The organism is Terriglobus albidus, from assembly GCF_008000815.1.
Classification (GTDB): Bacteria; Acidobacteriota; Terriglobia; order Terriglobales; family Acidobacteriaceae; genus Terriglobus; species Terriglobus albidus_A.
Genome location: NZ_CP042806.1, coordinates 3,176,331 through 3,189,183, shown reverse-complemented (window position 1 = coordinate 3,189,183; position 12,853 = coordinate 3,176,331). Strand labels below are relative to the sequence as shown.

Below are 12,853 nucleotides of genomic sequence, written 5' to 3'. Positions count from 1 at the left end.
GAATTATGCCATCGGTCCGTCGTCGATGTGGCTGGCTTTATACCGTTACCGGTGTTTGACTTAGGCCGCCGTTCCTCAACCGCAGGATGCGATCGCACCGCGCCGCAAATTCAAGATTATGCGTCACCAGAACCGAGGTCAGGCCGTGTGCCTTGTGTAGCCGCTGGATCAGGCTGAAGACGACGTCCGCAGTCCTGTTGTCCAGATCGCCCGTCGGTTCGTCCGCAAACAGAAGCCGCGGCTGCGTTACCAGGGCCCTGGCCAACGAGACACGTTGCTGCTCGCCTCCGGAGAGCTCACCCGTACGGTGGGTGAAGCGGTCTCCGAGCTCCACCTCCGTGAGCCAGCGCCGCGCCGCCGAAATAGCCTCCGCCCTGCCTGTCCCACGTGCCAGCAGCGGCATGGCGACATTCTCTTCCGCGGTGAACTCCGGCAGCAGGTAGTGAAACTGCCATACGTACCCGATCTGGCGGTTGCGGAACTCGGCCTGCTCCCGCAGGTTGAGCTGATCGACACGGGTAGTGTCGAGGTACACCTCGCCGGCGTCCGGCTTGTCCAACGCCGCCAGCAGGTGCAGCAGCGACGACTTCCCCGCCCCCGACTCACCAACGATGGCAACCATCTCGCCTTCCGCAACCTCGAAGGAGAGCTCGCGGAAGAGATCCAGGCGGCCCCGGCCCGTGGCATAGGACTTTGAAAGGCTGCGGACATCGAGCAGGGTCTTACTCATATCGCAGCGCCTCCGCCGGCAGCACCCGCGCCGCTGAGGTGGAAGGATAGAGCGTCGCCAGTAGCGAGACGCCCAGCGATACCGCTGAGACCAGAAGCCCATCTGTGATGCTGGGCGCGAACGGCAGATGATCGATCGAGTAAACCGATGCGTCCAGGGGGAACCGATAGTGGCCGCCGAAGACAGAGAGTCCGTACCCCAGCACCAGGCCGATAGCGGTTCCCAGGACGCTAATCAACAACCCCTGGAACAGGAAGATCCGGCGTATCTGGTCGGCACGGACTCCGAAGCTCATCAGGACGGCGATATCCTTGGTCTTCTCCATCACCATCATGGTCAGAGCGATCAGAATGTTGAGCGCGGCGACACACACGATCAATCCCAGCACAATGAACGTCACAATCTGTTCGAGCTTCAAAGCGCGGAAGAGCTCACGGTTCTGCTCCATCCAGTTGGTCGTCTGGAAGCCCTGCCCGGCGGCTGCCTCGATCTGGCGGCCGATCTCGTTGGCTTTGTAGAGGTCATCCACTTTGAAGCTGATGACCGAAATCAGATCGGGCTCGGAGAAGAGTCTTTGCGCATCCGCCAGCCGCATGAAGGTATAGCTGGAGTCGTACTGATAGAAGCCGGAGTGGAAGATGCCGACGACCGAGTACCGCTGATATTTCGGTACGATCCCGATCGGCGTCAAACCTCCCTGAGGGCTGGTCACGAGCACCGTGTCCCCTACGGCAGCTCCAATGGTCTCCGCCAGGTCCTTACCGATAACGATTGGAGGAACAGCGATCGGCCCCTGCTTCTCCAGTGCCGCTGCCGAGCCCTGATTTACCTGCTGCAACAGGCCGCTGACGGTGCGCTCATCTGCCGGGATGACTCCTTTAATAAGAGCGCCCCCGGATTTTGCGCCTCGGGAGACCAGAACCTGCCCATATAGTCCGGGAGCAGCGGCGGTGACATGGGGTTGCTGCTTCAGGCGAGCCAACAGCGTCTGCCAGTCGGAGATGCCGTCGGAGGCGATGCGCATCAGATCCACGTGCGCCGTAGAGCTCAGCAGCCGATCCTGCAGGTCGCGCTGCATGCCATTGGTGATAGCCAGCGCAATAATCAGCGACATCACGCCGGCGGCGACACCGGCGACGGAAATCCCGGTAATGATGCCGATGACAGCTTGTCTCCGCTTGGCCCGCAGGTACCGCGCAGCAATAAAGAGCTCAAATCTCACGCGCTCGCCATCCATCCCAGCGTCTTACGCGCGAGCCGGTCAAAGGCGAGAGCAGCCATCTCCAGATGTTCGGGACGGGTGTCTTCGATCTTGTTGTGACTGATGCCCTGCAGCGACTGAACAAACATCATCACGGTTGGGATGCCGGCGCGGCAGACCTCTGCTGCATCGTGCAGCGGACCGGAAGGCATGCGGTGCGACGTTCCCGAAACCTCGCGGACCGCCTCATCGCACAGCGCAATCAGCTCAGGATGAAACGGAATCGGCTCGATATTCCAGATCTTCGACCACTCCACCGTACAGCGTTCCTCTGCTGCAAATCGCTCGCTGGCGGCTTTGGCATCGGCATACATTCCTGCCAGGACATCGACATCGAGATCGCGCTGATCGAGTGTCGCTTCACACCTGCCGACGACCGCCGTCACAATGCCGGGGAAGGTCTTCACACTGCCCATGGTGCACACCGCATCCGCGTGTTTGCCCGCGATCGAGCGAATCTCCAGCGCCAGCTTGGCGGCAGCAGCCAGGGCATCCCGGCGATCTCCCATCGGGGTCGATCCCGAGTGCGCCTCCTGGCCATGGAAGGTAATCGCGTGCCGCTCCACTCCCTTCGTCCCCAACACGACACCGAGAGGCAACCCCAGGCGCTCCAGCACCGGTCCCTGTTCGATATGCAGCTCGAGATACGCGGCTATGTCGCCACGCTCGACCGAGGCGCCACCAATCTTCTCAACGTCTACGCCACACTGCCGCAACGCATCTTCCAGCGTGATGCCGTCACGATCTCTGCGAACACGATCGGCTCCGATCGTATGCGTTCCAGCAAAAGCAGATGAGCCGAACAGACTACGGCCGAAGCGCGCGCCTTCTTCGTCTGCCCAATCCACCAGCCGAACAGTAAACGGCGGCTTGCCGTCATAGTCCTCGTTGAGACCACGCAGAATCTCGAGGCCGCACAGCACACCGAGACAGCCATCGAGCCATCCACCGTTTGGAACTGAGTCCAGGTGGCTGCCAAGAACCAGCGTCTTCCCGCTCTTACCCGGAAGCGTCACCCAGTTATTGCCGGCGGCGTCCAGGTGCTGCGTGACTGGAAGCGCTTTCAGCTTTTCGTAGAACCAGGCCCGGGCCTTCAACCAGGTGGGCGTCCAAGCCACACGTTGAGCCCCATCCTCATCAGCGGTCAGCGAGCGCAGCTCCCGCAGATCGGCAAGCATGCGTTGCGGATTAATCGGCATGCTGCAGCTCCGGTTTCCGGCGCAGGAACTGACCACGGCCGATTGTCCCTACAAATTCTCCATCGCGAACCTGCACCTGCCCACGCACCGTCACCAGGGAGGGCCGACCGTCAAGCTCGAATCCTTCAAAACCGCTGTAGTCCGTGTTGGTCTTGTGTGTCTTTGCTGAGACCGCACCGCGATAGGCAGGGTCATAGACCACCAGATCCGCATCGCTCCCCAAAGCGATGGTTCCCTTCTTCGGATAAAGCCCGAAGAGCTTCGCCGGCCTGGTGCTCAGCGCATCCACAAACCGGTTCAAACCGAGACTTCCCCGGCTTACGCCATAGGTGTAGATCAGCGGCACCCGCTCCTCCACGCCCGGAATGCCGTTGGGGATCGCGGTAAACGCGTCCTTCCCCATCAGTTTCTGTTCTGTGGTGAACGGACAGTGATCGGTTCCAACCGTATCGACCTCACCTGCCGCGAGCGCCTCCCACAATGCCTGCTGGTTGTGCTTCTGCCGCAGCGGAGGCGACATGACATGCTTCATCCCCTCGACGCCCAGGCGCTCCGCCATGGTCTTATCAAGCAGAAAATGCGGCAGCACCGACTCGACGGAAACTTTGACACCGCGCTTCTTCGCATCGGAGGCCGCCTTCAATGCAGGCATGCACGAAAGGTGGACGACATACCCCCTGGCTCCGGTCGTCTCCAAGAAAGTGCAGAACCGGGTCGTGCCCTCCATCTCCACAACCTCCGGACGGCTGGGCTCGTGCCACTCCGGTCCGGTCTTTCCTTCAGAGAGGAGCTTCTGCTGCAGACGCCCCACCAGCTCCGCGTTCTCGCAATGCGCCGTCACGATCACGCCCAGATCGTGCGCGAGCTTCAGTGTCTGATACATCTCGTCGTCGGTCACACCGAAGAAGTTCTTATAGGAGAGGAATATCTTGAAGCTCGTAGTTCCGTCGGCAACAATCTCGCGAAGCTGTGCCTCCGTCCCCTCGTCAAAGCGGCTGACCGCCATGTGGAAGGTATAGTCACACGCCGATTGCCCCTCTGCCTTCGACTTCCAGAGTTTGTACCCTTCCAGCGCATCCTCGCCGCGCGAAGGACAGCACATCTCAATCAGAGTCGTCGTCCCTCCGGTCAGAGCTGCCACAGAGGCAGTCCTGTAAGTATCCCGGGCGAAGGTTCCCATAAACGGCAGATAGATATGGACGTGAGGGTCGATAAAGCCAGGAAAGACAAACTTTCCCGTGCAATCGATCACCTCTGTACCGGGAGCAACATCCAGGTTCTGCCCGATACGGGCGATGGTCTCACCTTCAACATAAACGTCGGCGACATAGCGTTCGGTCGCCGTAACGATCTCACCGTTCTTGAGCAGAAGGCCCATGGTGGAACCATCTTTACACAAAGCCGGACCGGCAACGTTGTTGAAGTAGTCCCGTACCGATCGCCCATCAATCGCTTCTTAGTTTGAGTTGAGATGTTGCCATCGCTATGGATTTTCTAGTCAAATCAAAAGCTAAAGCCTGACGTTCATCACATTCGGGGTCAATTCCGCGTCCATATCTATATCCGCGGAGTTTTTCCTGAGTTGGGAATGTGTCGGCACTTTGGGTTAGATACCCGGATTTTCACAGTAGATGGTGCAGCCGTTTACTGGTATGGTGGGCGGTAAGTTTCCATCCAGTAGGGTTTTAGGCAAGCGGCTACACTACTGGAAGTAGTAGATGTGGGCGGTGTTCCGACGTTTGAGCGGCACCCAACCTGAGTGTCACCGCATCAAATAATTGATTCGGTGATGGTCTGAAGTACCGAAGGCACCGCGAGTCTCCGGCGGATAAACTGCCGGGATATCCGGTGGGCTGCAGGGGGAACATGTTCGAACGGTATACGGAGAAAGCACGGCGGGTGATCTTCTTCGCCCGGTACGAGGCCAGTCAGTTCGGGTCACCTTACATCGAGACGGAGCACCTATTGCTGGGTCTGCTCCGCGAAGATAAGGCGCTGACGAACCGCTTTCTGCGGTCGCACGCCTCAGTTGAATCCATTCGCAAGCAGATTGAAGGACATACGACCATTCGGGAGAAGGTCTCGACCTCTGTTGACCTGCCCCTTTCCAATGAGTGCAAGCGCGTTTTAGCCTATGCCGCCGAAGAGGCAGAGCGCCTGAGCCATAAGCACATCGGTACGGAGCACCTGTTGCTGGGTCTGCTCCGCGAAGAAAAGTGCTTTGCGGCGGAGATTCTGCAGGAGCGCGGCTTGCGGCTGCCCGCCATTCGCGAGGAGCTGCAGCGCACCACCCAGGAGAAGCCGGCGCAGCGTCAGCAGCAGCAGCGTGAGCAGTCCATGCTCGCCGAGTTCTCGCGCGACCTGACCCAGGCCGCCATGGACGCCCAGCTCGACCCGCTGGTCGGCCGTGACGCTGAGGTTGATCGCGTCATCCAGATCCTGTGCCGCCGCACCAAGAACAACCCAGTCCTGATCGGTGAGCCTGGTGTCGGTAAGACCGCCATCGTCGAGGGCCTGGCCCAGAAGATCGCCGACGGCGACGTGCCCAGCTTCCTGGCGGACAAGCGCGTCCTGTCTCTGGACCTCTCACTCATCGTGGCCGGCACCAAGTACCGCGGCCAGTTCGAAGAGCGCCTGAAGACCATCATGAAGGAGCTGATGGAGAACCAGAACTCCATCGTCTTTATCGATGAGTTGCATACGCTCGTCGGCGCCGGATCGGCCGAAGGCTCGCTCGATGCCGCCAACATTCTGAAGCCGGCGCTCTCCCGCGGCGAGATTCAGTGCATCGGCGCAACCACACCGGCTGAGTATCGCAAGTCGATCGAAAAGGATCGTTCGCTCGAGCGCCGTTTCCAGGCCGTCAAGGTTCCGCCGCCGAACGAGGAAGATGCCATCAAGATCATCATGGGCATCAAGGAGCGCTACGAGAAGTTTCACGCCGTCAGTTACACCGACGATGCGATCACGTTCTCTGTCTCGCACTCGAACCGCTATATTCCCGATCGCTTCCTTCCCGATAAGGCCATCGACCTGATCGACGAGGCCGGCGCCCGCGTGAAGCTGAAGCAGACCTCCCTGCCCGATGAGATCACCGAGGTGCAGAAGCGCATCAAGTTCATCGTGCACCGCATGGAGAATGCCATCGCGAACCACGAGTTCGAGAAGGCGCGCTTCTACTCCGACGAAGAACGCAAGGAGCGTGAGAACCTGCGCACGCTGCGCGACAAGTATCACCTCGACGACTCGTCGTCGGGTATCGTCACTCGCGAAGACATCGAAGACGTCGTCAGCCGCTGGACCGGTGTGCCGATCACGGCCATCAAGGAAGAAGAGACCCAGAAGCTGCTGCGTGTCGAGCAGGAGCTGCATAAGCGGGTGATCTCGCAGGAGAAGGCCATCAGTGCCCTCGCCCGCGCGATCCGTCGCTCACGTGCCGGCTTGAAGAACCCCGGACGTCCCATCGGAAGCTTCCTCTTCCTTGGACCGACCGGCGTCGGCAAGACGGAGATGGCGCGCACCCTGGCGCAGTTCCTCTTCGGCAGCGAGAAGTCGCTGATCCGGTTCGATATGTCGGAGTTCATGGAGAAGCACTCCGTATCGAAGCTGATCGGTTCACCTCCGGGATACGTGGGATACGAGGAGGGTGGCCAGCTCACCGAGCGGGTGAAGCGTTCGCCGTACTCGGTTGTCCTTCTCGACGAGATCGAAAAGGCGCATCCGGACGTCTTCAATCTGCTGCTGCAGGTCTTTGAAGACGGCCAGTTGACCGATGGTCTCGGCAATACGGTCGACTTCAAGAACACGATCCTCATCATGACGTCGAATATCGGCGCCAAGCACCTGATGAAGCGTGAGGGACTTGGCTTCCAGTCGAGCAAGGAAGATGTCGTGCTCGAAAAGATGGAAGAGCTGGTGAAGGGCGAGGTAAAGCGTACCTTCAACCCCGAGTTCCTCAACCGTCTGGACGAGGTCATCGTCTTCACGGCGCTCAGCGATAGCGACCTGATGCAGATCCTGGAGCTCCTGGTGCAGCAGCTGAACACCAACCTGGTGCACAAGGCGATCACCATCTCCGTCACCGACGAGGCCAAGAAGTGGATTCTCGACAAGACGCTGACCGACCGCACCTATGGTGCGCGTCCTCTGCGCCGCGCGCTGCAGCGCTATATCGAGGACCCGCTCTCCGAGGCACTGATCGCAGGCAACATCGCTGTCCGGCCCGCATTCCTCGAGGTTTATCTCGAAGGCGACAGGCTCTTCTATCGCCCGGTTTCGTCAGAAGGCGAAGAGAAGCTCGCTGGAGCAGCTCTCTCAATCCTGTAACCTGCATTCCGACCCAACAGAGCCCCGGGATTACCCGGGGCTTTTTACTTTCTGATAGCGTGAGTGAGCAATGAATCGACGCGAATTTGGAACGCTTCTGCCTGCGCTGCTGGCGGGTCTGACGATAACGGAGACCGCTGAAGCAGCCGACCTGAAAGAACTGGTGAGCGGAGGCTACAAGCGAGGCGCCCTGAAGCCGACACCTCAGGCCGGACGAACCTCCGGGCCGATCCTGAGCCAGGGGCTGCTGAAGGCCGGCAATATCCGGCTGGAGAGCCACTTTACCTCGATTGAACCGGGATCAGAACACGAAGCAGTGGGGACCCATCTGCATAGCGAAATCTGGCTCATCACCGAAGGCACACTCGAGCTGAACATCAACGGAACTCCACATCTGCTCAACGCCGGAGATGTAGGGCTATGCGTCGCCGGAGATCGTCACTATGTGGCGAACGCGGGAAAGACCCGGGTTTCCTACTTTGTAGTGACTGTCGGTCCGCCGGAATAACAAAACCCCGGTGTGAACCCGGGGTCCTGCAATCAGACGGATTGGTTTTACATCAGTGTCTGGACAGACTTGACTGCCGCATTGACGGCATCGCCTGCCGTATCGATGGCATCTTCCACCTGCGAACGGGTCCGCTTGTAGAGCTTCTGCGACTCCTTCGCAACCTTATCGGCGCGCCCCTTCAGATAATCGGCGGCGTCCTCAAGATAATCTCCGGCATCATCAATGCCCTTCCTCAATTGGCGGCGGGTACGTTCGCCGGACTGTGGGGCATACAGCAGCGCGACAGTCGCGCCGGCTGCGACGCCGATTCCAAATGCGATCCAGATTCCCTTAGCGTTCATAATATTTGCCTTTCTTGCCAAGTACGGGAACGTCATATCCCTGGTTACTGTGATGGATGAAGCTTCGGAGAGGTTGGTTCCTGAAAAATAGGGTCGGCTCTCGAGATCCACTACCGAAATAGCACCTTTGGGCCATCCACCTTTGTGGCATCGCTGACCAAAAGGTGGAATGGCCGTGTGTACCATGACAGTACATCCTTAGATTGTTCTAATCATTCTCTCCTCGGGCCCCAGAGCAAGCAGCCCAGCACTGCACCTCCGAAAGGATCACCATTATGACGCACGACCTCATTCTCGGCGCAGTTTTCGTTGCTATGCTCATCGGCCCCGCTATTGTTGCCGCCCGCGCCGGCGGGAAAAGCTAACCCTCGATAAAACCAGCACCAGATTCGCCAATATCCAGACGAGTGCTCCTTCTCAGAACGGTCTAGTTCCATTGCTGGAATTAGACGTACAGTGCAGCCATGCAAGACGTTTTTCAGGCTGGACTGTATCTCGTGCTCATTGGGCTCCCAATAGTGCTCGCCTTTCGCGGCGGGCGCGAGAAGGTTGCAAAATCGGCATCAACCGCTGAACTTCCGAGTTTAGAGAGCATGACCCTGACGCCCAGGCATCGCGTCAACCGGAAAAAGCCTCTTACCCGTCACGCCGTCACTGCGATGCGGCGATAGCGTGTCATCAAACTCTTGACGACAGGATTTGATGACACCACCTAATCCAACCGGGCCAGTTCCCTTGCCCGGATAAAGATCTTTGAAAACATCGCTGCGTTCAGTTTCCCTGTAAGCGTGTTCCGTAGCGAAGGATGGTAGCTCGTGATCAGATGCACGCCGCCCGGCAAAACGTATTCTGCTCCGTGGCCGAAGCCGAAGCCTCGCTTGCTTGCAAGCTCCCCGGTATTAACCAGGTGGGCCAGATAACCGTCAAAGGCAATCTTCCCCAGACAAACGACAACCTTTACCCGCTTGAGCGCGGCAATCTCGGCGGTGAGGTGCGGCGAGCAGTTCCGAATCTCCTGCGGTGTTGGCTTGTCGCCTGGCGGCGCACATCGCACTACGGACGCGATGTAACTGTGCTTCAGCTTCAGACCATCGTCACGATGCGTTGCCGTCGGTTTAGAAGCCAGCCCCATGGCATGCAGCACCGGATACATGAAGTCTCCGGAACCGTCCCCGGTAAAAGGACGTCCCGTACGGTTGGCTCCATGGGCTCCCGGCGCCAGCCCGAGAATCAGGATCCGAGCCCTGGGATCTCCAAATCCGGGCACTGGCTTGGCCCAGTAGGTCTGGTCCAGATAAGCGCGCCGCTTTGTCTCTCCGATTCCCTTGCAGTAGGCACGAAGCCGCTCACACCGTTCGCAGGCAACAATGGACTGAACAACCTGATCCAGCACGGGCAACGATAAACGGGAAGACATAAGACAGATCCGCTTTAAGAATAGTGCAATCTGTGCAGTGCAATTGTAGATAGCCTCAGGATCGGGCTGCGTATACTAGCCGGAAGTTAAGTACGAGGAGAGCAACGGTTTGTCCGAAATCTTCCCTGCCCCCCGCAGCACTGGTTCTCAGGTTTTTCGTCTTCAAACTCCTCGGCGGAATGGGCTGCGAGACGGCCTCATTGCCCTTACTCTCTCAAGTTCCTTGCTGGTCCCGGGCCTTGGCTGCAAACGGGGCCAGGGCGCTGCGGCGCTAAAGCGCCTGGCCCGCACAGACGACTCAGTACCGGCTCCGCCTGCTCCGCCCAAATTCGGCGGCCAGGAGGCGTTGACCTTGAAGCGCCTTCAGACTTACAGCGGCGAGGTCCCCGAGTTTATTGCGATCACGGTGCTTCCCGGGCGCGGCATGGACATCGCATCCATCAAGGCGTACCTGCCCGGCCGTGGAGAAACGGAACTTCTCAATGCTCCCTCTCTCAGCCAGATCGCGGCCCTGATGACAGGAACAGACGCGGATAGTCATGGAGAAGCCAATGCGATCGCTGGTGGAGCGTTTCTTGTTCCCTTTGCCAACCCGCTTGCCGGCTCCGTCAGTGCCGACGGAAAGAATCTCGTCGTGAACGTTCATGGGAAGGCCGTTTCCCTGCCCGTTGTGATCGATCCTGATCGCCCGGCCGCGCCACCGATGGCCCGATTCGGCCTGTTGAGCCCGATGAGCACCTCGATCCCTCAGATCAACACCATGCCGGATGGAAGTGAAGGACGAGCGACCTATGAGACGGGAAACTTCGGCGGCCACTGGCCCGGCAAACTACAGGTAACCGTATCGACTCTGCTAAGCGGGAGGGCGATCGATCTGGTGATCTCTTCAACCAACATCGGTTCAGAGCCTGTTCCCGTCAGCAGTGGGTGGTATCCCCGGCTTGCCATCCCGAGCGGCAATCGCGCACAAGCCACCGTGCGTCTCCCGAAAACATCAATCGGGGGCAATCTCAGCACTTCCGACGGCTTTAATGCCCGCCTGGGCAAAGCATTTGGGACACAGGATCTCGACGTTACTCTCATCAACCCAAAGCCCGCCCTCTTCGACAACGGACCGACCGTCGAATTACGTGATCCGGCGATCGACTATGGCCTGCGCGTGGTCGGTATGTCCGCTTCCATCAATGGCATACGGGTATTTGCGCCCTCTGGAAAAAACTGGATTGTGGTTTCACCGGTCGCCAATCCGACCGATTCTTCCGGCAAACCTCTTGATTCGGAAAAAGCGGATGACTTGATGCTGGCTCCTGGAAAAACGCTGCAATGGAGGGTGCGTCTGGAATTGTTCATCCCGTCCGCCCAGGTGAAGTCGGTCAGCGACGGCTCAACGTTTGACCCCGTTCCGGCGCGGCCCTAGGAGCATTTTTCCTGTAGGTGTACGGCGGGGCTTGTGCATTTATGGGCGTTTTCCGCAATGAAAACGCCGCTGCACGCTCCTCCCGGGATACCCAGCAACAGGAAAAATGCTCTAGGATAGAGAGAGTCGTTTCTGCGCGTCGAGTGGTCCTCTGACCCGGCGCCGCGACGTGAGATTTTCAAACCCTGGAAGGCACTGTTTTGACCCCTACTGAGACCAACGAGTTGAACGCGGCGGAGACGCCTCAGAGCGAGACCCCGACCACCGAAGTTGCAGCGCACGATCATACCCACGACCATGATCACGATCACGACCACGCGCACCATCATCATGACCATGGCCCGGTGTTGAACCCCGACCTGACGCGCGAGATCTCTGTGGAAGCGCCGGTCGAGGCCGTTGACGCTGCATTCGATAAGGTTGTCCGCAAGTTCCAGAAGCAGGCGCGCATTCCGGGCTTCCGTCCGGGCAAGGTTCCTGCCAACGTCATCAAGCGGAAGTTTGCCCAGGACGTCCGTCAGGAAGTGATGGAGCAGCTTGTCAGCGAGCGCTTCCGTCTCGCGCTGGAAGAGCAGAACGTAAACCCGGTCTCTCAACCGCAGATCGTTGAGCTGACACTGTTCGAAGGCCAGCCGCTGAAGTTCAAGGCTGCCTTTGAAGTGCTGCCTGAGATCGACATCACCGGCTACGACTCTGTAAAGGTAGCCAAGCCGTCGGTTGAGCTTACCGAAGAGGAGTATCAGTCAGAGCTCGATCGCGCGCTGGACTCGCAGGCAACCATTGAGCCTGTTACGGACGACCGTACCCTGACGACTGGTGACCTGGCCGAGATCAGCTTCACCGGCGAGATCAAGCCGCTGGCGCAGACAGTCGGCGAAGAGGGTCTGGAGAACGTAACACCGTCAGAGCCCATCACCGGAGAAGACGTACCGGTAGAGTTGGGCGGTAAGAACACCCTTCCCGCTTTCAGCGATGCGCTGCAGGGTAAGAAGCCGGGTGATGAGCTGACCCTTGAGGTCGAGTATCCGGCTGACTTCGGTGAGCCCCGCCTTGCTGGTAAGACCGTCAGCTACGACGTCAAGGTCAAGGCCATCAAGAAGAAGACGCTGCCGGAACAGAACGATGAGTTGGCCAAGCAGCTCGGCGACTACGAGACCTGGGATGAGTTCACCAGCAAGCTCCGCGAGCATGCTTCCGATCGCAAGAAGCACGCGCTCGAGAATGAGGCCAAAGAGAAGCTGGTCGAAGAGCTGATCGCAAAGTTTGAGTTCCCTGTTCCGGAGTCGTTTGTACAGCAGCAGATCGATGCCCGTCTGGATCGCGGCCTGCGCGCTCTGGCAGCCCAGGGCATGAAGGCAGAAGACATGCGCAAGCTCGACTTCGTCCGCCTGCGCGCCGCACAGCGCGATCAGGCCGTCAGTGAGGTCAAGGCATCACTCATCCTGGACAAGATTGCCGCAACCGAAAACGTCGAGGTCAGCGATGAAGATGTGGATCGCGAGCTGCTGATTCTCTCCATCCAGTCGCGTGAGCCGCTGGAGCAGTTGAAGCAGCGTTTGACGTCGGATGGCGGCCTCAATAGAATCCGGGAACAACTTCGTCGCGAAAAGACTGGGAACGTGCTCTACGACAAGCTGGCTTCGTAGGCGAT

The 12,853-nt window shown here is 59.0% G+C and carries 10 protein-coding genes; 4 read left to right on the top strand and 6 right to left on the bottom strand.

Going from position 1 to position 12,853, the window contains the following annotated elements:
• Nucleotides 1-37 precede the first annotated feature (37 nt).
• From FTW19_RS12660 to hydA, 4 genes are read right to left on the bottom strand one after another with little or no spacing between them, the layout of a single operon-like run.
• A complete protein-coding gene (locus tag FTW19_RS12660; RefSeq protein WP_147647971.1) occupies nt 38-730 on the bottom strand; it encodes an ABC transporter ATP-binding protein in 693 nt (230 codons plus the stop codon).
• Nucleotides 723-1,952, bottom strand: coding sequence for an ABC transporter permease (locus tag FTW19_RS12655; protein WP_147647969.1), 1,230 nt, complete (start codon nt 1,950-1,952; stop codon nt 723-725). Before FTW19_RS12655 ends, FTW19_RS12660 begins: the two co-directional genes overlap by 8 nt.
• Nucleotides 1,949-3,190 carry a Zn-dependent hydrolase gene (locus FTW19_RS12650; RefSeq protein ID WP_147647967.1) on the bottom strand — a complete coding sequence of 414 codons (1,242 nt, stop codon included), beginning with the start codon at nt 3,188-3,190 and terminating at the stop codon, nt 1,949-1,951. The genes FTW19_RS12655 and FTW19_RS12650 overlap by 4 nt, the downstream gene beginning before the upstream one ends.
• Complete coding sequence (gene hydA / locus FTW19_RS12645) at nt 3,180-4,568, bottom strand: dihydropyrimidinase (protein ID WP_147647965.1); 1,389 nt, start codon at nt 4,566-4,568, stop codon at nt 3,180-3,182. The genes FTW19_RS12650 and hydA overlap by 11 nt, the downstream gene beginning before the upstream one ends.
• A gap of 488 nt (nt 4,569-5,056) precedes the next feature.
• On the opposite strand from hydA, the gene FTW19_RS12640 reads away from it, so the two are divergent.
• Nucleotides 5,057-7,516 carry an ATP-dependent Clp protease ATP-binding subunit gene (locus FTW19_RS12640; RefSeq protein WP_147647963.1) on the top strand — a complete coding sequence of 820 codons (2,460 nt, stop codon included), beginning with the start codon at nt 5,057-5,059 and terminating at the stop codon, nt 7,514-7,516.
• 70 nt (nt 7,517-7,586) lie between these two features.
• Complete coding sequence (locus tag FTW19_RS12635; RefSeq protein WP_147647962.1) at nt 7,587-8,024, top strand: cupin domain-containing protein; 438 nt, start codon at nt 7,587-7,589, stop codon at nt 8,022-8,024.
• 47 nt (nt 8,025-8,071) lie between these two features.
• Here FTW19_RS12635 and FTW19_RS12630 read toward each other — a convergent pair whose 3' ends face one another.
• Together FTW19_RS12630 and FTW19_RS12625 are read right to left on the bottom strand one after the other, a co-directional pair.
• Nucleotides 8,072-8,368, bottom strand: coding sequence for a YtxH domain-containing protein (locus tag FTW19_RS12630; protein WP_147647960.1), 297 nt, complete (start codon nt 8,366-8,368; stop codon nt 8,072-8,074).
• A 712-nt stretch (nt 8,369-9,080) separates the two neighbouring features.
• The gene (locus FTW19_RS12625; RefSeq protein ID WP_147647959.1) at nt 9,081-9,785 is read right to left on the bottom strand and encodes a uracil-DNA glycosylase; all 705 of its coding nucleotides are present in this window, start codon (nt 9,783-9,785) and stop codon (nt 9,081-9,083) included.
• Between the two features lie 352 nt (nt 9,786-10,137).
• On the opposite strand from FTW19_RS12625, the gene FTW19_RS12620 reads away from it, so the two are divergent.
• Nucleotides 10,138-11,202 carry a hypothetical protein gene (locus FTW19_RS12620; protein WP_147647958.1) on the top strand — a complete coding sequence of 355 codons (1,065 nt, stop codon included), beginning with the start codon at nt 10,138-10,140 and terminating at the stop codon, nt 11,200-11,202.
• A 200-nt stretch (nt 11,203-11,402) separates the two neighbouring features.
• Nucleotides 11,403-12,848 carry a trigger factor gene (tig, locus tag FTW19_RS12615; protein ID WP_246153716.1) on the top strand — a complete coding sequence of 482 codons (1,446 nt, stop codon included), beginning with the start codon at nt 11,403-11,405 and terminating at the stop codon, nt 12,846-12,848.
• Nucleotides 12,849-12,853: the final 5 nt, after the last annotated feature.